Genomic DNA, 25,804 nt, shown 5'->3' with positions numbered 1-25,804 from the left:
TAACGCAGAAATCATGCCCGGAGGGAGTCTTCCCCCGGGCATTTCTCGTTTTGCGCTGGCGATAGAGTATCGCGGTGATCGCTATCACGGCTGGCAGCGGCTGGCAGGGCGCACAGAGCCAACAGTACAAGCGGCTTTAGAGCAGGCATTGAGTTTTGTCGCCAACGAACCCATCACCGTGGTTTGTGCTGGACGAACCGATGCTGGCGTTCACGCCACCCAGCAAATCGTACATTTCGATACCGTCGCGCAGCGCGATGAAAAAGCGTGGGTGATGGGCGTGAATTCGCAGTTGCCGAGTGATATTCGTGTGCGTTGGGTGCGGCCGGTTCCCGCTGATTTTCACGCACGTTTTTCAGCGCGCGCCCGTACTTATCGTTACCTGATTGCCAACACAGCATCGCAACCGGCGATTGCTGCGGGGCAGTGTTTGTGGGTGAGAAAACCTTTGGATATTGCTGCCATGCAAACAGCGGCTAATTTCTGTTTGGGTGAGCACGATTTTTCTTCTGTGCGTGGCTCCAGCTGCCAAGCAAAAAGCCCTGTGCGCACACTGCACCGTTTTGAATTCACAGTGACAAATGAATGGGTTATTGCTGAATTGTGCGGCAATGCGTTTTTACATCACATGGTGCGCAATTTGATGGGTTTGATGTTGCCGGTGGGATTGCAGAATAAAAAACCGGAGTGGGTGCGTGATGTGCTCGCGTTGCGCGATCGCAAACAAGCGGGCAAAACAGAAGCGCCCGGTGCTTTGTATTTAGTGAAAGTGGATTACGACAAAGACTACGGCTTCCCTGCCGTGCGTAAAGGTCCGTTTATGTTGTTGGATTAAGACGCTAAGCCTTTACCCGCCATCGCATATTCTTTCGCCCATTTGTAATCAGGCTTGCCAGATGGCGAACGCACTACTTCGTTAGCAATATGCAATTCGCGTGGCACTTTGTAGCCGGCGACATGTTGACGCGCTTTTTCTTGCACATCAGCCAGCGATAATTTTTTGCCATCGCGCACAGAAACCACGGCAGTGACTTTGCTGCCAAAACGCGGATCCGGTGTGGCGACAACCAAAGCGTCAAAAATATCGGGATGCGCTTTCAAAGCTTGTTCAACTTCTTCTGGGAAGATTTTTTCGCCGCCAGAGTTGATGCAATTGCTACCGCGACCAAACACAGAAATGGAATTGTCGTCTTCCAGTTTTGCTGCATCGCCTGTCAACAACCAACGCTTGCCGTTGATCATCACGAAAGTTTTATCCGTTTTTATCGGATCGTTGTAGTAGCCAACAGGGATGTGGCCAGCGCGTGCAAAAATACCGGTTTCGCCCGGCTTGGCGTGGCGCATCGGTGTTTCGTCTTCGATGATGACATCCATGAAATCACTTTTTGCGACATTACCCAAACCGCCTTCGGATTTTTTATTGCCGCCGTCCATGCCCATCTGGCCCGATTCAGAAGAACCAAACGCATTGGTGATGAAACAGTTGGGGAAATGTCTTTTGAAATCATTTTGTTTGGCTTCAGAAAAAACAGCGCCGCCTGAACCAACATTGAATACGCTAGAGAGATCCCATTTACCCGGGTTTTCTTCTAAGGAATCTAAAAGAGGAATGGCCATCGCATCGCCAACAATTTGTACGGCGTTACATTTTTCGCGTTCAACAATATCCCACACTTGCGCGCCGTTGAAAGAACGGTGGTGATTCAATACCAATTTATTGCCTGCCAGTAATTGAATGCAGGCATACCACCATGAAGCGCCGTGCATGAGTGGTGCAAGTGCAATACCGCATAACGGAAATTCAGTGACGCGTGTTTTGATGTCTTCAGGTTTTTCGCATTTGCCGTGCGGGCTGAAGTGACCGCCACCGCCCATCGCTGCAAAAAATACATTTTCGTGCGGCCACATTACGCCTTTGGGCATACCGGTGGTGCCGCCGGTGTAGAGAATGAATAAATCGTCGCCAGCGCGTTGACCAAAATCGCGCGCAGCAGAACCTTGATTCACTGCGGCTTCGTATTCAAAAGAACCGATGCTGCCCAAATCGTGATGTGTGCCATCTTCTACCGAGACAAACAATTTCAAGCCAGGCGCTGCTTGGCGTACTTCAGCAATCGCAGGAATAAATTCGCGGTGGTGAATGCACGCCACCATGTCAGAGTTATCAAAAATGTAAAGCAATTCATCTTTGACATAACGGTAGTTCACATTCACAGGCACAGCGCGAATTTTGAAGCAGGCCAACATGCTTTCCATGTATTCCGCGCAGTTGTACATGTAGAGGCCGACATGGTCGCCCGCTTTGATGCCTTGACCTTTCAAGAAGTGAGCAAAACGATTGGCGCGTTCATCCAGTTGCGCGAAAGTAACGCGTGAGTTGCCGCAGACCAGTGCTTCACGATCCGGCACCGTGTCGGTCACCATTTCATACAGGTCGGCGATGTTGAATGTCGGCGTGCTCATTACTCGTGTCCTCTTTTTATTTGTGCGAATGTTTTTGTGATCCGTGAGCGTCGACGCTGGTCGACGAGAATCGGTGATTCTAGCAGGTTGCAGGCGAGGATTAGCCCTTGATGGATACGACTTATGTCGGTCGTCATCTCAGCAAGACGCCGCATTCTTTGAACTTGCCTAACCCTTTGCCTACAATAGCCACCCTTGCAAATCCCAGTCTCCCTTGCAGTTTTACCTGCTTTCACCTTTTGTCTTTTGAGGTATCCGCCGTGTTAGAAGCCTATCGTAAACATGTTGAAGAACGCGCTGCTGAAGGCGTTGTGCCTAAGCCTTTGTCGGCCGAGCAGGTGTCTGGCTTGGTGGAGTTGCTGAAAAATCCACCCAAAGGTGAAGAAGCGTTTTTGATGGAACTGATTACGCATCGCGTGCCTGCGGGTGTAGACCCTGCCGCGTATGTCAAAGCCAGCTTTTTGACGGCAATTGTGAAAGGCGAAGCCGCTTCTCCGCTTATCGATAAAAAACATGCCGTGCATTTGCTCGGTACGATGCTGGGCGGCTACAACATCACCACGCTAGTGCATCTGTTGGATAACGCCGAACTGGCAGATGCTGCCGCAGCCGAGTTAAAACACACACTGTTGATGTTCGATGCTTTCCGCGATGTGGCAGAAAAAGCAAAATCAGGCAACGCACAAGCGAAAGCCGTGATGCAAAGCTGGGCGGATGCCGAGTGGTTTACTTCGCGCCCTGATGTGCCGCAACAAATTACTGCCACTGTGTTCAAAGTAACGGGCGAAACCAATACCGATGATTTATCGCCTGCACCGGATGCGTGGAGCCGCCCTGATATTCCATTGCACGCAAAAGCGATGTTCAAAAATCCGCGCGAAGGCATTACTAATGCTGGCGAGCAAATTGCTGAATTGAAGAAAAAAGGTCATCCCGTTGCGTTCGTGGGTGATGTAGTCGGCACCGGTTCTTCGCGTAAATCTGCTACCAACTCCGTGATTTGGTACACCGGTGACGACATTCCTTTTGTACCGAACAAGCGCTACGGCGGTATTTGCATCGGCGGAAAAATTGCACCGATTTTCTTCAACACCATGGAAGATGCTGGCGCGTTGCCGTTTGAGTGCGATGTATCAAAAATGAATATGGGTGATGTGATTACCATCAAGCCGTACGAAGGAAAAATCACCAATCAAAACGGCGAAATGCTCGCTGATTTCAGTTTGAAAACCGATGTGTTGTTGGATGAAGTGCGCGCGGGTGGCCGTATCAATTTAATTATCGGTCGCGGTTTGACCGACAAAGCGCGCGCAGAGTTGGGCTTAGAGCCTTCGGCGACTTTCCGTCGCCCACATCCACCAGCAGACAGCACAAAAGGCTTCACGCTGGCGCAAAAAATGGTGGGCAAAGCCTGTGGCGTGAGCGGTATTCGCCCCGGCACTTACTGCGAACCCAAAATGACAACGGTGGGTTCACAAGACACTACAGGCCCGATGACGCGCGATGAATTGAAAGATTTAGCGTGCTTGGGTTTCTCTGCTGATCTGGTGATGCAATCGTTCTGCCACACAGCGGCATATCCAAAACCGGTTGATGTGGAAACGCATCACACACTGCCAGATTTCATCATGACGCGCGGCGGTGTGGCGCTGCGCCCAGGTGACGGCATCATCCACTCTTGGCTCAACCGTATGTTGCTGCCAGACACCGTCGGCACTGGCGGTGATTCGCACACGCGTTTCCCGATTGGTATTTCATTTCCTGCGGGTTCCGGTTTGGTGGCGTTTGCCGCAGCAACGGGCGTAATGCCTTTGGATATGCCGGAATCGGTATTGGTGCGCTTCAAAGGTGAAATGCAGCCTGGCATCACACTGCGTGATTTGGTGAATGCGATTCCTTACGCGGCGATTCAAAAAGGTTTGTTGACTGTTGAGAAAAAAGGCAAGAAAAATATTTTCTCTGGCCGCATTTTGGAAATCGAAGGCTTGCCAAAATTGAAAGTGGAGCAGGCGTTTGAAATTTCTGATGCGTCTGCCGAGCGTTCGGCTGCTGGTTGTACGATTAAATTGGATAAAGAACCGATCATCGAATACTTAACGTCTAACATCACCATGCTGCGCTGGATGATTAAAGAAGGTTACGGCGATGCTCGCACACTCGAACATCGCGCTAAATCCATGGAAGCGTGGTTGGCGAATCCACAATTGATGGAAGCGGATAAAGATGCCGAGTACGCAGAAATTATCGACATCAATTTGAATGAGATCAAAGAACCGTTGCTGGCTTGTCCGAACGATCCAGACGATGTAAAAAAATTGAGCGATGTGCAGAACACAAAAATCGACGAAGTGTTTATCGGTTCTTGCATGACGAACATCGGTCACTATCGCGCGGCGGGTAAGTTGTTGTCGAATGTGAAAGACGGTTCGCTGCCCACGACTTTGTGGATTGCGCCGCCAACGCGTATGGATGAATTCCAACTCAAAGAAGAAGGTTATTACGGTATTTTTGGTGCCAGCGGTGCGCGCACTGAAATGCCTGGCTGTTCACTGTGCATGGGCAACCAAGCGCGCGTGCGCCCCGGCTCTACCGTGGTTTCCACTTCGACGCGTAATTTCCCCAACCGTTTAGGCGATAACGCCAATGTGTTTTTGGCGTCTGCAGAATTGGCGGCGGTTGCTGCTGTATTGGGTAAATTACCAACACCAGCAGAGTATTTAGAGTACGCGGGCAAATTGAGTACGATGGGCGCGGAAATTTATCGCTACCTGAACTTCAACGAAATTGAATCGTTCCAGCACGCTGCGGACAAAGTGAAAACCATCAAAGTGACGCATGTGCAAGAAGTTGTGCTTTAGGGTGTTGCTGGTTTTTGCTACCAATAACAGGACCCGCTTCGGCGGGTCTTTTCTTATGTGCTTTGATGAAAAATAAGGTGTTGTATGTCCACGGATAAAGAAACACTTGTTGTATTGCAAAAAATTGCCGCATCCTTGCAAGAGCATTTTCCTGTGCGCGCGAGTGTGCCGGATTTATACGCTGCGCCGGCGTTTCGCTGGTTAGTGCGGCGTGGTGCAGGGCGCTTGGAGCCAGTCACTCAACTAGCGTCTTTATCATTGGATGATTTGCTGAGTATTGATCGTCAGAAAAATGAAGTGTTGCGCAATACGCAGCAGTTTTTACAAGGGCTTCCCGCGAACAATGTATTGATGACGGGTGCGCGCGGCACAGGAAAATCTTCCTTAATGCGTGCGTTGTTGAATCGCTATGCTGCTGATGGTTTGCGTATTATTGAAGTGCAGCGCGATCATTTGGTGGATTTGCCCGATATTCTCGACGCTATCCGTAGCGATACGCGCTATGCGGCGCTGCGGTTTATTATTTTTTGTGATGATTTAACTTTTGCCGATGAAGAACCGGCCTACAAAGCCTTGAAAACCGCGCTGGATGGCTCGCTTGCATCGCCAGATAACAATGTGTTGATTTACGCGACTTCTAATCGTCGCCATTTATTGCCGGAATACATGCAAGACAATGTTTCCTCGCAAATGGTGGAGGGTGAATTGCATCCTAGTGAAGCGATTGAAGAAAAAATTTCTTTGTCGGAGCGCTTTGGTTTGTGGTTGGCGTTTTATCCATTTACGCAAGATGAATATTTAGCCGCTGTCGCGCATTGGTTGAATCAATACGGCGTAGCGGTGACAGACGCCATCAATATAGATGCCTGTGCGTTTGCAACACAGCGCGGCTCGCGCTCTGGGCGTGTGGCGGCGCAGTTTGCGCGTGATACAGCAGGGCGGTTACAGTTGGGCGAGCGATAATTGGATTCATACACGGATGGGTAGATGTGCGTGCTGACTTTTTCATGCACTGTGGGTGAGCCGATCATTAAAGTGTATGTGCAAGATGAGCAAAGCCAAGCGCAAGAAGGAGACTTGTTAAAAGTAAGCCTCACTGCTGATGGAGAGCGTATTGCATTTTCAGAAAAAGCATTGGCGAATGAAGATTCGGGTGGAAAAGATGTTGAAGGGCGTCTGCCACTTAATGCTGTGCTGAAAAAAATCCTGACCGCAAAAGGGCAGTTGGAAATCATCGTCGATGGGCATACTCAACGCTATGACATGGAAGGTTCTGCCAAGCCTGTCGCCGCATTGTTAGATGCTTGTTCCCCATCTCAATCTCAATCATCAGGCGTGCGTTCATGATTGCGTTGAACTCATGCAAAGCACGGTTGCGGCTTGCATGCATATTTTTTATCGCAGTGTGGGGCGTGTTGCTGGGTGTGGCGTGGTCAACGGTTGCTGTTGCTGAAACAGTACCAGCCAGTTTTGATTGCAAGAAAGCCAGCAAAACAGTGGAAAAATTTATTTGTTCTCAAGCGGTGCTGCGCTGGAATGATTGGGCTTTGGCGCGCAGCTACCGCGCTGTTTACGCTGCAGCAAAAAAATCTGCGCGTGAGCATTTGGTGTTTGAGCAGCGCGATTGGATGCGTGAACGCGACAGACGCTGTGTTGCTGAATGAACACTACAAGCGCTACGGATACTTCTGCGGGGGTGGGCAAGCAAGCTTACAATTGTTTAGAATGATTTATTTAGATCGTCGTCGTATTTTGCAAGACACAGCGGTTGCACCCATTTCACAGAACATCATGGAAATGGATTTGTCATCTATTCGTTTAGCGCGCCCTGAGTTCGCTCCCCGATGAAGATATTCGCGCGATAAATACGTCACCCGAATGGTGGATACGTCATCTGGCTAGCCAGTTTCTTTGAAGTAGATGGTGCTGACCATGTGGCTCTACCGTTTTGCTGATCGCCAGCTCATGCCGGCAACGCCAGCGCCTGACCAGCTCACGCCACACGCGCCGCCGGACTCGCCTTTGGCTGTGATGGCAGCTGTTTGGCAGGGCAATACGCTTTATACGCGCGTTGCTTTACAAGGCAAGGGCGATAGTGAGCCTGGTCCCAGTGCAGTCTATGAAGCCAGAAAAGGTAGTCGCCAGCTCACCGCTGTGCTGGTAGATAAGGCGCTTTGCCTGATGCAATGGATGAACCTTCTGATGTGGTGCCGGATGAAATAGCCAAAGAGGGCAGAGAGCCCGATGGTTGTAGAAAGTAGCCGGTCTTTTGATGTGGGCGCGGATGATCTCGGTCACGGCACGATTGAGTTAAAAGCGTGGTTCTCGCGCTGCACTGCTGCCGTCGTATCGCGGCTTGGGGGAGTTGGGGAGTTGATGCGCTGATCTGTTCGACAAACAGCGCTTCACAGCTTATTTACCTCAGCGAGCTGGCATGATGATTTTTGACCACCGACACGCCGCGAGCGTCATTGCCAAAACTTCGGTAGGCGACTCCTATGCCGCGGTAGAGGATTTTAGTCGCTTGGTCTGGTCGACGGGCGCGCGCCTGCGTGATGAATTTATGGAGGCGAAAGAGGAAGGAGGGAATACTGCCTTGCTTTGCTTCACTACGCAAACCAGAGGACAACCAGTAATGCGATGTTTTGTACAAAGCTTGATCGAGCTTTTATGCAGCGGTGACTGGCGGCACGCTTTCAATTTTTGTGTGTTGTGCAGCGTATCACCGTATGCCGATGGCGCCAGCTTTTGATTGCATAGTTACACACGCCAGATCGACAAAGCGATTTGTGCGGGATACCGTCGGCTCACTGGATGGAAAAATGGCTACCCGCTACAGCGGTACTGGCTGCGCAGCAGGGGAGAAGCTGCTATCGCCGCAGTCAAAGACGAGCCAGAAAGTGGCTCGCCGAGAGAGACAAGCGCTGCGGGCTGGATCAGGTAAAGCCGCGTGAGGGCAGCGAAGAGGAGCTGAGCCCAAAGAGTACGGTCAATTGCTCTGCTTGCAGGCGATCTACCCAGCGCGTATTGCCCACACGGACATGGCCGCGCCGCCGTTGACACCGCAATCGGTGAAAGTAATCCCTACTGCGCCGCTACAGGCGGCTTACCCTGATCACTGGCAGCAGATGAATTACCAAGCACTGTTTTCTCCCCGATAGTAAAACCTTTGATGGCCTTGGGTGTTGAGGACGGTGGTTATGTCGTGCAAATCTGGCTTCATCAGCTTGCCAGTGGGCAGTTGGTTCTAGCTACACCGCGCGTACACCAAGGACGGATTGAGCAGGCGCAAGATATTTCAGAATTTAATCATTGGTCATGGAGTGAGGATGGCCATTTCCAAGTGCGTGCGCGCGACCGGGCGAGGACACGGTGTTCAATGCGGATATGAATGGCTACACCGAACAACCGGCGACTGTGCCAGCGAGTGAGTTGGCCGCAAACGCGGAGGCGGAGGCAATGAAAATACCATCCCCGCTGCCGGATTTTGATGATTACAGCCGCGACCCACAAACGGGTGGCGGTTTGACGGTATGGCTGCAAAACAGAGGGCACGGCTCTTTAGCGTTGCTGGCCGCACGAGTGGGAGATAAAGCCTCTCGTTTGGTGGCGGAAGGCAACTGGGAGTTGGAGCATTTTGTATTGGATCCAACCGGCACGCGGCTGTTTTGTAACGGTGAAGATGGCTTGATGGTGACGGACCCTACAACCGGTATCACTGTCGGCTGAAAGGCACACGTACATCGTTGGAGGTACAGCTAATATGCTATCGCAGGATGGTGAAGTGCTGGCTTACTGGTCCTCAGGTTCCTGCACGAACGATGCGGCGACCGAGGGTTGATCCCGGATACAGAGCAAGACAGCGTCCGGCAAAGTTCCCCGGTCGGCTTGCCGCCAGCGGTTGATGCGATACCTGCTAGCTCGTGGAAGGCGAGGGCGAGTGAAGGCAATGCACTGGATGGCTTCGGTTCATCGCGCATCACCACAATCCAACAAGCTGCTATCGATCTCACCGTTGGCGTAGAAGGTTGCACCGGTGCCGTAACGCTGCATGGTGTACCCAGTGAGTGAAATTGTTGGGGAGGGCGGCGACCCTCGACGATGCAACTGCGCCAATTTGCCGTGTGGCTTTGGTTTCGCTGGATAAAGGCGCGCTCAGATCCGAAGTTGCTGGCCCCTGTTCTTATTACCACGGTGCTGCTTTGACTTTAGTACCGGATGGTGCGCGGTCATTGATGTGGTTAAAACTGCTTTCCCGAATCAGTATCGAGAGTGTTCCCTCGGAGTGCGTCCTAAGCGAGGCTGCTGGGCTGGCCTTGTAGGCGAATAGTGCCGCGTGCATTTCTCGTGGCATCTCTGGGGTACTTGGTGTAGGCGGATACGCACGCGGTATAGCGCGTCGCTAGGTACAGCTTCCTGCGTTTTGTTGTTGGGCACCGTGCTGAGTTTGCCACCGTAGGTACTGCTGAGCATCGGGTGTGAGAGGCGCTGACTGCGCGTTGTATCGATTTCTACTACTTGTCCCGACAGTGCCTTCAACGAGCCCTGCGGTAAAAAGCTGGCAGCAGCACCAAGCGCAATGCGGTCAATGGCGCGCTGTTCAACATAGGCCTCAACTACCCAGCTGCTCGGATCAAACAGTACGCCCAGTTTGTCGCGTACACCCACCCAAGTGCCTTGCCGAATGAGGGGTGATATGTCGCGCCACTGCCCTGAAAACTCGGCGCGAATCACCAAACGATCATTTTCTTCTTGGATACCGAGTAATTCTGTTTGTTGCTCGGCTAAACGCTGTGTGAGTGCGAGTCGTTTATTCAAGCCTTGATTGTCCGTATCCAACAAACCGGATAAACGATGCTCGAAAGCATTTCTGCTGGCAATTAGTTGCGCCGCGCGCGCTGCCAAATCGGGTGCAGCAAACGCGCTGAGTATTTCTCCCTCTGACACTTTGCCTGTGGCGTGTATTTCACTCAGCTGCGAAGGAAAAGGCGCAAAAACTAATTGTTGGCGTTCGGCATGCGCAACACCTTGTGCTGTGATATCAAAGCGCCATGGCACAAGCAGCAAAATTAATAGCGCAAAAAAACTACCGTACAAAATATGTTTGCGACGGTTTTTTACTTCGGGCCAACGCTTTTTCCACACGGCAAATTCTGTCCAAATAGGGCGAATAACAAACCAAATAATTTCCACCATCATGAGGCAGATGCCGAGTAGTTTGAAAAAAAGAAAATACACAGTAACGGCAATACCTAAAAAAACGATGAAGCGATAAGTCCAAGTTGTCAGAGCAAAAGCAATCAGCGAACGACGCGCTTTCTGAGAAAATGTTTCTGGCCACGCATCGTTAAGGCCGAGCAAAGACCGTCGCAGCCATACGCGTGTCAACGCGCCACTGCGCTCGTGCAAGTTGGGAAAGTTAATGAGATCCGAGAGGATGAAGTAGCCGTCAAAACGCATAAAAGGGCTAATGTTTAATACCAATGACAGCACCCAGCCCGTGGTGGCAAGGTACAGCGCAGCTTGCCGCATGGCGCCGTCATCCAGCAAAGCCCAAGCCAAAGTGGCCAATCCTGCCAACGCGAGTTCTGTCGCAACACCTGCCGACGAAATGGCTAGCCTTTGGCGCGGTGAACGCAAGCGCCATGATTCCCCTGTGTCGGTATACAACATGGGCCACATCACTAAGAAAGCGATCCCCATGTGCGCAACCCGCACGCCCATACGGGTGGCGACAACAGCGTGACCCAATTCGTGCAGGCTTTTAGAAACAATCAGTGCAATTGCAAACCCCAGCAGCCCTGAAGGGGTCAGGCTATCGAGCGCACTGTGCGTAAAGTGCTCCCATTGGTGTGCAACAAGTACGAGGCCGAGCAGGCACGCCAGTAATAGCAGAATCACCGCGCCTTTAGAAAATAGCGGCTCTAGCCAGAGCGTGAGCTTCTGCAAAAACCGCTGCGGGCGCACGACAGGAATACGGATGAACAAATAGTGGTGTAGCCACCATTTCCAGTGGCGCCAGCCTGGCTCGCGAGCGGCTTGTTGTATGCGCTGCTGCGTTGCCGCTGAGGGGAGTGATAGCTGATGGGCATCGAGGAAGCGGGCGAATTCGGAGACTTGCTCAGGGTCGATCGTCAGCGGCGTGGTTGCTTCAATGTCGGTGGCAATGTCTTCCGGCTTGCCCGGCCAACGCAATAAACACTCGTACTCCAGCCAGCCGATACGAAAAAAACGGTTAGCCGCCGGATCCTGAATCGCCCAAATAGGTTCACCGTCGATACTTGAGCCCAGCTCGTACAAACGCAAGTCTTCGCGCAATGCCGGTGTTAACGGGAGCTGGTTGGGCGCGGCCTCACTCACAGCGCGTGCTCGTCACAGTCCGCTCCATTCGCGCATTTTGGCGAGAGGACGGCGAACGAGGTAGTACCCGAGCACAACCCAATCACCGTACAGTTTGGCGGTACCCCTCAAGCCGATGCGTGCATCGCGCTCATTCAAGGTGGCGCGCAACTGGTAGTTGGCGATGCCATCGGTGCCGACAGAGGCTTCGTAGCTGGTTTCGCTGACTTTGCCCGACAGCGGGGACAGTGGGCGCACCGTGAGGAAAAATTTGACGGGGGCTCCCACATCAATCGCAATGGCATCAGCAACGGGTAAATGAATCAGCAGGGCCGGTTTTGATGGGTTTGCCAGCAGCATGATCCGCTCACCCGTCACAACAGGGCGGCCTTGCCAATCGTCAGGATCCGTAAACACAGCGATGCCATCATAGGGAGCGCGAATATTGGTGCGCGCTAATTGCATTTGCACAGCGGCCAGTTCCGCGCGCTTTTCTTGTACTGAGCCGGCGAGAGTCGTGAGCTCGGTTTTACTGCGGCTATCGTCAAACGATATTTGGGTGGCCGATTGCAGTTCGGCATCGGCAACGGCGAGTGATTTTTGTGCCACGGATTCACGGTTGCGCAGTGTGGTGTCATCCAAGGAAAACAGTAAATCGCCTGCTTTGACAGATTGGTTGGGGCGAACATGAATGGTTTTGACCACGCCATCCAGTGTCGCCGTCATCACCATGGCATCCTCCGCCACAATTTCGGCTGGGGCGAGCGCCGTTTGCCGCACAGGTAGCAAGAAGAAGGCACACAGCACAGCAACAGTGGCGTATTTTTGTAGACGGCTGAGTGCTTTCCAGCGTGTTTTTAAGCCTTTTCGCGGTTTGCCGACCAGCATTTCCCAGCAGTAAGCCCATGTGGGGCCGAGGCGGTCAATCAGGTGGATGGACGCTTCGGTGGGCGGTGCGTTCAGCAGGTAGGCGATCCAGCCGAGTATTTTTCCGTCTCGGCTGCGTAGTGGCATCGCTAAAACGCCGGTAGTCCACCACTCGGCCCAGCCGTTTGCGATATCACCCGGCGCCGCTGCCAGTTGACTTTGCGTGGGAGCAAACCACCCGCCATGCTCAGAAAGCATACTGGCTACCCAAGGCCATGCACGCTTGAGCCATACAGTGTAAGGGCTGTCTTCAGAGATTTTTATAAGGCCGGAGATACAGATAACTTGGTGTTTATCGTTGAGCACCAAGGCTTGGTGGAAATGCAGGGCGGCGTGAGTGTCATTGGCGATGGAGAAAGCTAACTCGGCTAAATTTTCTGCAGCGCGCGCCCGCGTTTCGAGGTGAATAACAAAGTCCAGTAAATTGGGTTGAGCCATAGCTTTGCTGTGAACCTTTATGTCATCGGAGGCGATTACTGCCCAGCACCCTCTTGGGTGGCTGGCTGTTGCGTGAGTTTGAAGTGGGCGATACCGCTCATGCCGGCGAGAAGGTCGGGTTCAACATTTTCCATGTGCGCCTCTAACTCAATGGTTTGAGCAACGGCATCCACACGCGCGTTGATGAGCGACACTTTGGCTGGGTAGGTGCGACCGGTTTCGTTGATGCTGACTTCAAATTTTGTACCCACATTGACTTCGCGCAGCCATCGAGACGGAATATTCAGTCGCAGCTTAAGTGGGCCGTCGCTGATCATATCCACAAGAGGAGCACCGATATTCACGCCTTGGTATTGTTTGATATGCGTTTTAACGATGCGTCCGGTAAAGGGGGCGGTGACGGTGCACTGCGCGAGTTGCGCTCGGCTTAGTGCAATGGCTGCGGCTGCTTTATCTGTGCCGGCTGCGGCGAGTGTCACTTCCATGTCGCTGGCGGCTTCCAGTTTGCGCAGTCGCTCTTTGACCGTTTGTGTCTCTTTGGCTGCTTTAAATTCTGCCTGCGCCATACGCAATTTGGCTTCTGGCTCGCGACAGTCAAAACTGGCTACCGTTTCCCCCTGCTGAAATTGCTTGCCCAATTGCGCGTTTAATTTTGATACTTGCCCCGTCATCTGTGCGACCAGTGAAGTTTCTAATTCTGGCGTCAACAAAACGCGGATGACATCACCACTGCTCGTTGATGATGTTGCTGTTGCTGCAGCGGGTGGTAATGGTGGAGGGGTGTTGGTCGTGGGTTGAGCTGTGCCGAAGGGAGGGACAGAGGTTTGTGCCAACACAGCAGCGGCTTGGCCGAATATAAAAATGAATACAGAAAAACGGAGCGCGCGCGAGAAAAGCATATTTTTATCACTTCCAACTTCAGGGATGGTAAAAAAATGAAACCAATTTTAGCTTACACAAAAAAGCAGCCTTGCCGGTAAATTTATTTTACCTGCGCGGCTGCTTGGTTATGCAGAGTGTGTTTTATTCAGCAGAAGCTGTTTTAAACACTTTTCCTCTCCACTGTTGCATGGTGCTTTGTATAGCGCCGGCCAGTGTTTTTACATCATTTTTCTCGATAGTTTGTGGGGTGACATCTAAGCCGACGGAATTGTAAACACGCCCCCAAGCAGCTTGTGCATTGCCATAAGAGACATAGCGCTGATATTCAGACAGCAGTGCGCGTGCTTCGGTGCGAATCAGTTCCAATTCAGAGGCGGCTTGGCTGCTGACGCTGGCTTTGGCGAGGCCGTACAAGCGTTGATCAACGCGTGCACTTTCTTCGGCAAATTTCAGATCCGATAAAGCCAATCCGTAGCTTTGTACGCCAACGCGAACTTGCGTTAAAACTGCCATGGACAAAGACATACGGCGCATATCATCGGTTTTATTTTGATATTCATGCGCAGATTTTAATGAAGGCCACTGCGCCAATTTCAAAATATCCCACGACAGTTTTAAGCCGATATTGCTCCAATCGCTGTTGTAGTTGTATTTGTTGGTGTCGTATTCCCAACCAGCATTCAGACCCAAGTTTGGCCACAACAACAGTTTGGCTGCTTTGATATCGTTTTCAGTCACGCGTTTGCGATACCACTCTTCCATAATTTCTGGACGCTTTTCTAACGCCAACTGTTCCAGTTCTTCGATATTGGATGGAATAGCAGGCAGCGCCACTTCTTTTTCATCCGCCAAAGTGTATTTAGTACCGGCAGGAATAGACATCAGTGCATCGAGTTCTGTGCGCGCTAATTCCAAATCTTGGCGACGCAGGGTGAGCAAATTTACGGCGTCTAACAACGCGCGCTGATACGCCAACAGTTCTGCCTGTGGCATGAGCCCTGCTTTTTCAATTTGCTTGGAATGTTCTAACGCTTTATTGACGCGCACCAACAGTGCATCAACACGGTTAACCAGTTTTTGTGCGCCCAATGCGCGCCAATAACTGTTGCGTACATCTTGCAATACATTCTGCGCCACTTTGCGGCGACGCTCTTCTGCCATCAATACTTGATCTGCTTTTTGCTGCGCTCGATAGTAAGAAACGCCGAAATCCAACGCGCTCCACGAGAAAGTTAAATTACCCAGTGTGCGCTCGCGTTCTTGCGAGGTGGATGGACGCAGAGAAACCAAATTATCTTCGATGCCGACAGAAGTGCCGCCAGAATCGTTGCTACGCCATTCATAACCTGCGCCTGCAATTAAATGTGGCAGCATTTCGTAAGTGGATACATCGTGCAGACTTTTGGAGAGCGCACTCTCCATTAATTTGAGTTTGTAATCCAAGTTGTATTTCAGTGCGCGCGCAGCGGCATCATAAAAAGTAATCGGCGCTGCTACGGCTTCTTGATCGGCGTACATTTGTGCGCGATCTTGATTGACGCGATCGGCAATATCTTTCTCAGCAAAAGGTTGTGGTGAAAGTGCGCCACAACCGGTGAGAGCCACACTGAAGCAAGCCGTTGCAAACCACAGACGAGTAGGGCGAAGTTGTGTTTTTTGATGTTCCATTGTTTTTCCTCAGTGTGTAATCGTTATTTAGTCAAAATGCAGAGTGTTGAAATTATGTGTGACGCAGCATCGTAGGCAATCGAGCAGCACCTGCGCGCAACTGATGACCAAAAGAAGATGGCTGGCTTGCCGCCGCTTGTTGATTGGCTGGCTTCTCCACCGGTTTTTCTGCAGGATTGGCAGGTGCGTTGTCGGCTGGTTGTTTGTCAGTCGCACGCTCTGCTTTTTCTGCCGATGGCTTCACCTTGTTGGCTTGTTCCTTCAAGGTTGATTGCTCAACATCTCTATTTCTAAACAAGCCGGGCTGCGTTAAATAACCATCACTGCCCAAGCCGAGTCGGCTGTGGCGGCCTGCAACGGCACTAGCCAGCTGATCTGCTGTTTTTTGTGAATCACGCACAGCCAGTGTGACAAACAGGCTGGGGTCTCTGCCTAAATCAGAGTTGAGTCCTAAGCGTTTTAAGCCGTAAGCCTGCACAGCGGATGGGTCGCTGAAGTTGCGCGGATCATTGAGTGCGCGCAACTCCTGAGAGGCAACGACAGCGGGGTTGACATACACAATCGGCTCAAACGGCAGAGGCATACGGTGTGCTTCAAAAGCACTGCCACTGTTAAAGCGTGGATCGATATTCGGCATACCCATGGATGGCGGTGGGTTCACTGCTGGTGGCGCAGGTGGCGGTATCAACTCAGGGTGTATCGTGATCGTCACCGTAGCCGTTTCAGTGACACCACCGCTGGTGACGGTATAGGTGTAGCTGTCTTGGCCGGAGTAGCCAGGTGCAGGGATGTAAGTGATCGTGCCGTTAGGGTTGACTACCACCGTACCGTGAGCGGGACCATCGCCGGGCGCAACCGTGACAACAGGGTTTGTGCCTTCAAAACTGTCGTTATTGAGCACTGGCGTTGTGACGGGCGTGCCAGCCGGTGTGCTGGTGGTGTTATCAGCGATATCAACAACCGGCGTCACCGTGATTCTTAAGATGGCCGTATCGGTACTGTTGGATGCGCCCTTGCCATCGTCGATGGTGTAGGTGATATCCGGCACAGTGCCGTGCCAGTCAGGTTCCGGTGTAAAGGTGTAAGCGCCAGTTTTATCAATGACCAACACGCCATTGCCAGGAATGGTGATCGATACGGAGCTGCCATCGGTTGGGATGGGCGTAGTGACGCCGTTGATCACCACTTGCGTGACGCTCAGAGGATCGAAGTCTGGATCGCTGTCGGCAATGTCACCGCTATGGCCGTTGACGATATTGCCATTGATCGGCGTATCTTCTGGCGTGGTGCGTGTATCGTCGTTAGCAACCGGAGGCTGGTTGTTCTGGATCGTAATGGTCAGCGTCGTGGTGGTGGTATCGCCATCGGCGTCGCTAACGGTGTAAGTGAAGGTATCTGTGGTGGTTGGTGGCGCACCGGGCGCAGCGGGGTCGGCTACATAGGTGTAGCTGCCATCTGCTGCCAAAGTCAATGTGCCGTAAGTACCCGTGATCGGCGTACCAACGCCAACAACGGGCGTGCCGCCAGTGCCGGCTTCAACACCAACAACCGCTGCCGTGCTGCCGCCACTCATCAGCCAGCCATCGGCGCCTGAGGCGTCGTTCGTCAGTACGCCATTGCCGGCGTTGACCGTGACTGTTTCGCTGGCTTTGACGCCGCCGGCATCTCCCGTCGCGACAGGAACATCGTCAACAATCTGAACGCGCAGTGTGCCAGTGGCATCTACGCCTTTCTTATCGTGTATACCCAAGGCGATGGAATCGGTTGAATCCACAGCACCCGGCTGGTTTTGTGCTGTTTTCAGCGTGTAGCTGTACTCGACTTTGAGCGCTGTCGGTGCACTTGGATCGCCAACTACGCCAGTGATGCCGGTGATGTACAGATTACCTTCACCGGTATCAATAGCTGCTGATGGCGTTGTTGTGCTAAATCCAGTCAAATCAGCGATGGTGAAAGTCGTGCCACCGATTGTGATGGTATCGATACCATCCGGTGCCGAGACAGTAATCTGTCCCGCTGTTGTTTCGGAGCTATCCGGTACTGAAGTTAAGCCTTTCTCATAGACCGTGGCGTCACCGGTAGCGGCCGCATTGCCGTCAACAGGTATGATCTGTGGCGTACCATCGGTGAAGCCGTTGATGGTGATGGTGAGAGTGGCTGTGTCGGTTGAGCCGCCGTCCGATAAGGTGTAGGTGAACACCTCGTCCGTCAGCGTATCGCCGGTAGCGAGTGCGTTCACAGCGGGGTTGCTGTTGTCCAACGCATACTCGTAGCTGCCGTCGGCACCGATGGTCAGTGTGCCGTACTTGCCTTGTACCGTTGTGCCACCGCTGCTGCTGGTGCTGCCTGCGGCGATGGTTTCGGTGGTGTTACCGACGATTTGCGTCAGTTTTAGGTCGGCGATTACGGTGTCAGGGTCGCTGTCCAAACCATCGACAGCGTCGTTGTCCGTGATGACATTGCCGCTGGTGGTGTTGGGTACATCGTTCTCCGTGACTTGATTGACGTTGTTTTGCGCGACCGGTGGATCATTGGCCGCCACGAGGGTGATGGTGCCGCTGGTTGTGTCAGTCAACGGCAGTGGCCCACCCGCGTTGCCACCGGCTTGCGTGTTATTGCCGTCGGACAAGGTGACGGTGTAATGGCGATCCGTTTGCGCGGTGCCCGACAGCAAGTTGGTTGGGTCATCGCTGGTGCTGAGGTACTCGATACCCGCCAAGATGTTGCTGACTTCGGAGACCGTTGCAGTACTGTTCAGCGTGATGGTCAGCGTGTGTGTGCTTGCGTTGTAGCTGGTGCTGGCAACGCCTGCCGTCACGGTGCTGTCTAACTGCAACACATCGCCTGCTAAACCATCCGACAACGATACGGTGATGGTGCCGCTGCCGAAGGTGGTGCTGTTGAGCGCTGGTGTAGTGCTGAGATCAATATCCGCTACCGTGCCGCTGCTGAGCAGTTTGGTGGCTGGGATAGAGATTGGGCCACCGGTGGTGCCGTTCTCAGTAACGGTTGGGTTGGTGGCGGTATGGCTAAAGCTCGGCGCGTCATTGCGTGGATCAACGGTGGTATCCAAGTTGCGAACCACGGACCAAGTGCTGGATTGGTCGCCGAGGGTGGCGCTGATATCGCTGCCGCTGGCGAAGCCCTGTGCCGTGTCTGCCACGCGCACAGCGAGGCTGCCGGGTGAGCCGTTGTAGTCAGCGACAGGCACAAAGCGCAACTGTGCAGAAGTGGGGAGGATCAGTGCTGTGCTGTCAGTAGGGGCTGATCCATTGCTGCCGATCGTGACCCAGCCACCGCCGGTGTTGTACTGCCAAACCCCTTCGGTGGTGCTGTCTGCGGTGTTGCCCACGATGGCGAGGCCGCCAAAGGATGTGGTTGCATTGCCGCCTCCGGTGATGCCGCTTTGGTTATCGACGGTATCGCCATAGCCAAAGCCCAAAGATGAGATCGTGGCGCCGGTTGGGTTGCTGTTGTCTTCATTGGTGTTGGTGAGCGTGGTGTCTACCGCTGTTGGGCGGTCGTTGACATTGGCCACGGTGGTGCTGAGCGTAACCGCGTTGCTGGCATCACTGTAAGGCGTGCTGCCACCCGAGTTGCCACCGGAGACATTGGCGGTGCTGCCGCTTGTCACGGCGCCGTTGCTGTCATCCACGAGTCGAGCGACCAAGCTGCCAGGGGTGCCGTGGAAGTCAGCGGCTGGTGCAAAGCGCAGTCGATCGTTTGTATCCAACAGCAGTGCGTTGTTGGCGGATACAGCCGGTACATCAATCCAAGTGGTGCCGTTGTCGGTGGAGTACTGCCATTTACCTTGTGCAGGAATGGCATTGTTGGTGGTGATGGCAATGCCCGCCATGCCGTTAGCGGTGGTGCCGTCGCCGCCCACATTGTCCAGTGGGTCAGAGAAGTTGCCGCCGAACAGTGTGGAAACGGTATCGCCCGCACCGCCGTTCGTGTCTTCTGTGCCAGCAGGCAGTGTGGTGGTTGCCGCTGTGCGAATCGGCGCATCGTTGACGCCATCGACCGTGACAGTGAAGGTACGCGTTGTGACCAGCGCGTTGCTCACGCCGTCGAAGTAGCTGTAGTCGCCGGGGTTGGCAGCGGTGTCGTTGGTATCACCCGCCAACGCGCCAGGGCGTGTACCGGTGCTGCCGGTATCGTTGTAGGTCACGGTGACGGTAAACGAGCCGTTCCAATCAGCGGCGGTTGCTGCACCTGCTGGGTCCGGATAGGTCACGGTGAGAGCTTGTAAGCGCGAGTTGATTTGCGCTTCGGTTGCACCTGTAATCGTGATGGTGTTGGTGCCAGTGCCGGTGACGGCACCGCCCGCGCCGCCTACGCCAGTGATGGTGCCTTTGCTGATGGTCACGGTGGTCGACATGGTGGTCGAGCCGTTGTCATCAGGATCAGCAATACTGATGTTGGCGTTGCTGGCATCTAGCGTGAGCGTGGCTGAACCTTCGTTCACCGTGACATCGCTGGCGGTGATGTCGCCTGGATCATTGACCGTGGAGACAAAAAGGAGGCGCGAGTTGGTGGTTACATTGAATACATTGTAGGTAGATACCCTTGTGCTGTAGGCATCAAAGGAATCGGTGTTGGGAACAGCGGGCAAGCCTGCTTGTTGGTTGTTGGCACCGCCATTGGCCTCCGGTGTAACAGGGTTGGTGAAATCACCCGTTGCTGCTGCGCGCAAGCGATCATCAGCGATGACCTCAACTCTGTAGTTAGCATCGACATTCGCGTCATTGATGTTTTCAAACTGTACCGTTAAACCAGAGAGATAAGCGTTAATTTGATCACGAGTGCCGCGCAGTTCTAACGCGCCATACTGACCGTTAAGCGTAGTATCGACCGTGACGCCACTGCTTGATACGCTGGAATCAAATTTAATACCGAGGCCCCCGACAGAGGCGTACTGTGCTGCTCCCAGCGGAGGGCTGCCTGCTAAGTTGCCATTCAGTAATCGCACGGTGACTTGGATAACGCCGTCAGTTTCGCCTGTGGCATAACCATTGGTGCTATCGACATCACTAACGGCAAAGCCAGTGACTGCGGTAGCGGTGTTGTCGGCAATAGCAACTGTCGGTGCCGTAGCGCTGACAGCTGGAGCGTCATTGATGGCAGTAATCGTGAGTGCTGTATTGACGACAATATCTGGATTGGCGACGCTGCCGCTGCCGACATCACCACCAATGGCCGACGCACCTTCGTTGATACGCAGAGTGAGTGTGACATCACCCGCTGCGGCCCCGTTGGTATCGTGGTTGACATTGGAAGCCGTGAGATAGTGCAAGCCAGTGGCCGTATGGTTGGCGGTATCGGCGTAGTTTCTGGCGTTCAGTACCGCTTCAATATCGTCGGCGCGGCCGGTCAGTGTCAGTGTGCCTGTGCCTTGGCCTCCCACCGTAACGGCTTGTCCACCCGTCGGTGTTACGCTGGTTGGCGTGCCAGAGGCACCGATATACAAACGGCCAGAAGGCACGGTAATTGTTACGGTAACAGGCGTGTTAAATGCGGTAGATTCCGCGTCTTCCACGGTAAATTTATTGACGGTGCCATCGCCGATACGGCTGCGCACATCTTCATTGACGGTGAAGCTGCCAGGGGCGGTGAAAATAGGCGCATCGTTAACGCTGGAGGCGCGAATATCCACCGTAGTGGCACTGATATTGCCTGAAACAGCCGGCACGATGGTGTTAGTGGACCAGTCGTAAGCTGTTGCATCGACCGCTGTAGGCGCGCCGCCTGGCGTGGTGCTTTGGTTGAGCTCGCCGCCGTTGGCGTCATCACCTGTTGTGTTGAGAGCGCCGCTGCCATCGCGCATACGGTCATCGACAATCACTTCCAGTTTGTAGGTGTTGTCTTGGTCGCTGGCGAAGGTGGCAGTGAGGCCAGCCAGTGCAGTATTCACCTGCGCTTTGGTGCCTTGGAATTGCAAAATTTTGTCGTTGCCATCCATGGTGACGACAACGCCGGAGCTGGTGTCGTAGCCAAAATCGATACCGGTGTAGTTGGTAAGTGGCGTGCCGCTGCTGTCTTGTAAACGCACTGTCACTTGCACAAAGTCGGTAGCGCCAGGGGCGGCTAAGTCTGGGTCATCGACGCTGAAGCCAGGAACCGGATTGTTGGCACCTGTGGCGCTGTCTATGTTGATGGGGCCGGTTGGGCCAGTGACGGTCGGTTTGTCATTGGTGGGAACCAGCGTGATCAAGAAGGCGTTGTGGTGCGTTGCGTCTCCGCTGTCTTCCAGTACGCCGTCGTTAACGACAAAGTTAAATTTATCGTTGTATGTGCCCAAACTATCGACGGTGGTCGTCGGCAGTTCGGTGCCGCTGTGTTGATAGCTCAGCTTGCCGTCGTCAATGTCTTTTTGTGTGAAGGTCGAGCCAACCCCTAGCGCGGTGCCGTTGAGCAGCAACTTACCGTGAGCGGGCGCTTCGGTAACGCGGTATTGGCGTTGCAGTGTGGTGTTGTCGCGGTCAACAGCTGTTAGGTACGCGCTGGTGATAACGCTGCTGCTGCCTTCAGGAATATTGGCTAGCACGACATTCGCGCCCGTCAATGCACCGCCGCCAGTAACGGTGCCGCTGATGGTTGGATCGGCATCAGACGGTTTGTTAGCGACGATAGGCGCCTCGTTCACTGGCGTGATGTTGATCGTCACAGTAGCGGGTGCGCTCACATTCGATTGTGCGCTGCCATCGGCGAGAGCCGGTGCGCTGCTGTCAGTGCTGAATGCGTTGCCAGGGTTGGCTAAATCATCGCGTACGGTGTAGCTAAAAGTGACTTGCGGGCTGCCGGTATAAGTCAACGGCTCGCTGCCATCATGCACATAACGAAGGCCAGAGGTACCGCCGTCTGCTGTGGCAGTTAGCAGTGAGCTAGGGAGCCATTCACCCGGCGTGACTGCAACCCACGCCGTGCCATTCCAGCGCTCCAATGTACCGTGCGCTGCGCTGCCGCCATCAACGGGTTGAGCGGTCACTTGGAACCATAAGAAGTCTGCAGCACCTTCACCGGTTTGCTTGGTGGGATCTTGGCTTAAATCGACATCGGCCATCCCCAGTTGTGAAGTACCTAAGCGTACCGTGTTGCCGTTGCCTTCCAGCACTTGTGCAGGCGCGCTGCTGTTGGCTGTTGGGCGATCGTTGGTCGGCGCAATATCAATACTGAAAGAGCCATCAAAGTGGTTGTTTGTACCGTCGCTAACACGATAGGTAAAGGTGGCGAGGTGATCTTCACCGCCGTCATGGACGAAACGAATGCTGCCATCATTAATTTCTTGCTGAGTGAACTGGCTGTTGGTGGAGATGGTTTCCCATGAGCCATCACTCAGTTGCCGCTCGACAGTGCCATTCGGCGGCTGCCCTGTCAGGGTGTAAACGGTTTCAGAGGCTGGCAGCACAATCGAAGCAATAATATTGCCGCCGCTGTCTTTCGCGTTGCGTGTAATTTCGTAGTGCAGCATGTTTTGAGTGATGACATTGCCATCTGGCGAAGGCAATACCACATTGGCTTCCTGCCATGCGCCTGCCGAGCCGCCGCTGATGTTGCCTGGCAATGGCACGATGGCGTTAAAGTCATACTCTAGCGATGAACCGCCGTAGCCGGGCCACTCAGGGCGAGGGCCGCCTTCATAAACGCTGTGTGGATCGTTGTTGCCTAAAATACTGAGATGGAAGGTCTGTAGGCTAGGTGCGGCATCGGTTGGGTTGTTGCGAACACCGCCTTCACGGCCAGCGGTAGGTGGATTGCCTGCGGGATCATTCCAAACATCGTAGCCAAACGCGGAATCGCGCACGGTAAATTGAAAGGAATCCGCTTGCGTCACGCCGCTAGCGATGTTGTTGGTTTGCACGAAACGAATTCTGCCGGCATCGATATCCGCCTGCGTAAACCGACCGCCAACACCCAAAGTGATCCAGCCGTCTGCGCCTGCATAAGGGCCGGAGCCTGTGCCGTCTGTCGTACCCCAACCGGCAGTGCCGCCGATAAACAATTGCACTTCACCGTATTGCGGGGTGCTTTCGAGTGTGTAGACCAGCTGCTCGCTCGGTGTGAGTTGGCTGACATCAATCGGATTGCGGTCAGAATCCGTGATATTCAGCATACCGGTGGTGATCACCGGTGCCGTACCTTCAGTAACGCCAAGCGCGGAGCCTGAAGAGCTGTGCGTGTTGCTTAATAGCGGATCATCGTTGTTGGGATCAACAAAAATAGAAACAGTTTTGACAGTGGTGAGTGCGGAACCGATACCGGCACCACCGCCCGCATCTTGTACAGAAATACGGTAGCTAGGCGTGATCGCTGCTGGCGCGTTGGGCTCGGCGCCGTTTTGTGTGAACTTCAATAAAGTGCCAATGTTGACGGCTTCAGCGGCCGTTAAAGTGCGGCTACTCGAAATGGCTTCGCCTGCGTCTACTTGGTTGTTGCCATTGGTATCAAAAAACAGCGTGCCTTGGCCGCCGGTCACTACATTATCGATAACGATGGTGGAGTTACCCAAAGTATCGAAAGTGTCGCCGAGCGTGATGGTGGGAGCGACCGCTTTTACTTGGCCTTCAATGATGCTTGCATCACCCGTAATAGTGGGTGCTTTGTTGGCCGGTGTGATGGTGATGTCAATGCTGCCTGCAGTCTGCCCGCCGCCGCCATCGCTCACGATGACATTGAAGCTGTCTGAACTGTTGGCAGTGAGGTCAGTACCGTTATGCGTATATTTGAGGCTGCCTAAGCTGCTGACGGGAATGACTTGGCCGATGGCAGCCGCGCCGCCCAAATAGGTCAGTGTGCCTTGCGTAGGCAAGCTGGTAATCACCACCATCTGCTGGCCGATCACCTGCTGACCTGTGGCGATATCCGCGTCTAGGGCGTTGCCGTCGATTGCCAGTTGTTGCAGCGTGAATGACGCATTGCCGCCTTCACTGAGCACGAGTGGCGCTTTGGTAGAAAGATCAGGCGCGTCGTTGACGGCTGTCACCACCAAATTGTTGATGCTCAAGGTATTGGAGCCGCCGTTGGATACATCGGTGGCCGTTAAGTCGATTTTTGCTGTGTAGCCACTGGTTGAGCTATTTTTATTGAGCTCGTTAGTGAAAGTCAGTGAGGCGAGTGTTGCATTGATGTTGGCTAAAGAGCCTGTGATGGTGAAATCGGACGAATGGTTCGTGCCTAAGGAAATGGTGGTACCGCTTAAAACGATATCGCTCACGCCGCCAGTAGTTTGCACGCGCACGGTCATGTTGGCAGGGTTATCGGCATCCGTAATAGAAATGCCAGAGATGGCAATGGATGTGTCTTCCGGTGTGGTTCTAGGTGTGGCAGCGTTGGCATCTGTGATGTTGGTAGCAGCCAGCAGCGCATCGTAGCTGCCGATATCTAAGGCCTTGGCTTCAATCGCACCGGTGGCGGCTTCTAGTACCCAGTTGCCACCTCTCGACTCTGCACCCGTAGGGTCAACAGACGCGGCGACATCGGCATCCGTGATCTGTGCGAGTTGGTTGATGAAAGCCTGCCCGGATTCCCCTTGGGCGACATCACAGCCGTAAAGCAAGATATCGGCATCCGCAGTGAGATGTTCGGACCAGTTGGCAACAGACGACGACTGATCATTCAGTGTGGTGTTATTGATTTTGTCACTGCCCAGCTCGAATTCGCCTGGGGTACCGTGGCTGATGATATGCACGGTATCAAATTGCCCTTTGGCCAGCTCAGCGCCGATCGCGGCAATGCCAGACTCATTGGTATCCACAACGCGCACGGAGGCATTGCTCGGTAAACTGCCAATCAGACCCTGCGCGTCAGCCACGCGTGCATCAATCACCACCAGCACATTGCCGCTACCGGCAGGGGCTTCCATGGTTTCGCTGGAGCGGGTATCGGTAAAGGAGGCAGCTTCGGTTTTGGGTGCTTCAAAGTGGTGATCCGACGCGCCAAACTGGTCGGCGGCTACAGCGCCTGCACCGTCAAATAAGAGGCGCTGTTCTAAGGCAAGGCGCGGCTGCTGGAGCAGGTCGTTGTTTTTGCCATGGTTGAAGCATCTCTAGAAAGCTGGTTAAGGTGGCTGCCTTTGCTGAAAAAGGCCAGCAGAAGACAACATTATAAATACTAAATACTAAATACTAAATACTAAATACTAAATAATGATGGCTATTGGCGGGATGTGTTCTCTAAACTTCCGCCCTCCGTAAACTAAAACACTGACCTAACTACACATAATTAATGGA

General features: G+C 53.4%; 17 protein-coding genes. 11 read left to right on the top strand and 6 right to left on the bottom strand.

The window, feature by feature from the left end:
* Positions 1–13 precede the first annotated feature (13 nt).
* A complete protein-coding gene (gene truA / locus R3E63_08175) occupies positions 14–835 on the top strand; it encodes a tRNA pseudouridine(38-40) synthase TruA (protein ID MEZ5539906.1) in 822 nt (273 codons plus the stop codon).
* Here truA and R3E63_08170 read toward each other — a convergent pair.
* Positions 832–2,463 (bottom strand): acyl-CoA synthetase, encoded by a 1,632-nt coding sequence (locus R3E63_08170; protein MEZ5539905.1) that lies wholly within the window; start codon positions 2,461–2,463, stop codon positions 832–834. The two genes, truA and R3E63_08170, sit on opposite strands and share 4 nt — an antisense overlap.
* 260 nt (positions 2,464–2,723) lie before the next feature.
* On the opposite strand from R3E63_08170, the gene acnB reads away from it, so the two are divergent.
* The 10 genes from acnB (at position 2,724) to R3E63_08120 (ending at position 9,392) form a co-directional block, all read left to right on the top strand.
* A complete protein-coding gene (acnB, locus tag R3E63_08165) occupies positions 2,724–5,321 on the top strand; it encodes a bifunctional aconitate hydratase 2/2-methylisocitrate dehydratase (protein MEZ5539904.1) in 2,598 nt (865 codons plus the stop codon).
* Positions 5,322–5,405: 84 nt separating this feature from the next.
* Complete coding sequence (locus R3E63_08160) at positions 5,406–6,284, top strand: ATP-binding protein (GenBank protein ID MEZ5539903.1); 879 nt, start codon at positions 5,406–5,408, stop codon at positions 6,282–6,284.
* Between the two features lie 30 nt (positions 6,285–6,314).
* Positions 6,315–6,668 (top strand): hypothetical protein, encoded by a 354-nt coding sequence (locus R3E63_08155; protein ID MEZ5539902.1) that lies wholly within the window; start codon positions 6,315–6,317, stop codon positions 6,666–6,668.
* A complete protein-coding gene (locus tag R3E63_08150; protein MEZ5539901.1) occupies positions 6,665–6,985 on the top strand; it encodes a lysozyme inhibitor LprI family protein in 321 nt (106 codons plus the stop codon). The genes R3E63_08155 and R3E63_08150 overlap by 4 nt, the downstream gene beginning before the upstream one ends.
* A 61-nt stretch (positions 6,986–7,046) precedes the next feature.
* Positions 7,047–7,169 carry a hypothetical protein gene (locus tag R3E63_08145; protein MEZ5539900.1) on the top strand — a complete coding sequence of 41 codons (123 nt, stop codon included), beginning with the start codon at positions 7,047–7,049 and terminating at the stop codon, positions 7,167–7,169.
* 84 nt (positions 7,170–7,253) lie between these two features.
* Entirely contained in the window at positions 7,254–7,544 is a 291-nt protein-coding gene (locus tag R3E63_08140) for a hypothetical protein (GenBank protein ID MEZ5539899.1), read from the top strand.
* A gap of 21 nt (positions 7,545–7,565) precedes the next feature.
* Positions 7,566–7,706: a hypothetical protein gene (locus tag R3E63_08135; protein MEZ5539898.1), complete on the top strand. Its 141-nt coding sequence runs from the start codon at positions 7,566–7,568 to the stop codon at positions 7,704–7,706.
* Between the two features lie 49 nt (positions 7,707–7,755).
* A complete protein-coding gene (locus R3E63_08130; GenBank protein ID MEZ5539897.1) occupies positions 7,756–8,073 on the top strand; it encodes a hypothetical protein in 318 nt (105 codons plus the stop codon).
* A gap of 620 nt (positions 8,074–8,693) precedes the next feature.
* Positions 8,694–9,050, top strand: coding sequence for a hypothetical protein (locus R3E63_08125; GenBank protein ID MEZ5539896.1), 357 nt, complete (start codon positions 8,694–8,696; stop codon positions 9,048–9,050).
* A 159-nt stretch (positions 9,051–9,209) separates the two neighbouring features.
* Positions 9,210–9,392, top strand: coding sequence for a hypothetical protein (locus R3E63_08120; GenBank protein ID MEZ5539895.1), 183 nt, complete (start codon positions 9,210–9,212; stop codon positions 9,390–9,392).
* Positions 9,393–9,581: 189 nt separating this feature from the next.
* Here the strand turns inward: R3E63_08120 and R3E63_08115 are convergent, their stop codons facing one another.
* From R3E63_08115 to R3E63_08095, 5 genes are all read right to left on the bottom strand, one after another.
* Positions 9,582–11,681, bottom strand: coding sequence for a site-2 protease family protein (locus tag R3E63_08115; protein ID MEZ5539894.1), 2,100 nt, complete (start codon positions 11,679–11,681; stop codon positions 9,582–9,584).
* 12 nt (positions 11,682–11,693) lie between these two features.
* Entirely contained in the window at positions 11,694–13,025 is a 1,332-nt protein-coding gene (locus tag R3E63_08110; protein ID MEZ5539893.1) for an HlyD family efflux transporter periplasmic adaptor subunit, read from the bottom strand.
* A 35-nt stretch (positions 13,026–13,060) separates the two neighbouring features.
* Complete coding sequence (locus R3E63_08105) at positions 13,061–13,861, bottom strand: efflux RND transporter periplasmic adaptor subunit (protein ID MEZ5539892.1); 801 nt, start codon at positions 13,859–13,861, stop codon at positions 13,061–13,063.
* 187 nt (positions 13,862–14,048) lie between these two features.
* Entirely contained in the window at positions 14,049–15,575 is a 1,527-nt protein-coding gene (locus tag R3E63_08100; protein MEZ5539891.1) for a TolC family protein, read from the bottom strand.
* A gap of 52 nt (positions 15,576–15,627) precedes the next feature.
* A complete protein-coding gene (locus R3E63_08095; protein MEZ5539890.1) occupies positions 15,628–25,437 on the bottom strand; it encodes a DUF4347 domain-containing protein in 9,810 nt (3,269 codons plus the stop codon).
* Positions 25,438–25,804 lie beyond the last annotated feature (367 nt).

It is taken from the genome of Pseudomonadales bacterium, assembly GCA_041395665.1.
In the GTDB taxonomy this organism is placed as follows: domain Bacteria; phylum Pseudomonadota; class Gammaproteobacteria; order Pseudomonadales; family UBA7239; genus UBA7239.
Note: the sequence above shows the minus strand (reverse complement) of the source record. Positions and strands in the feature narration are given on the sequence as shown.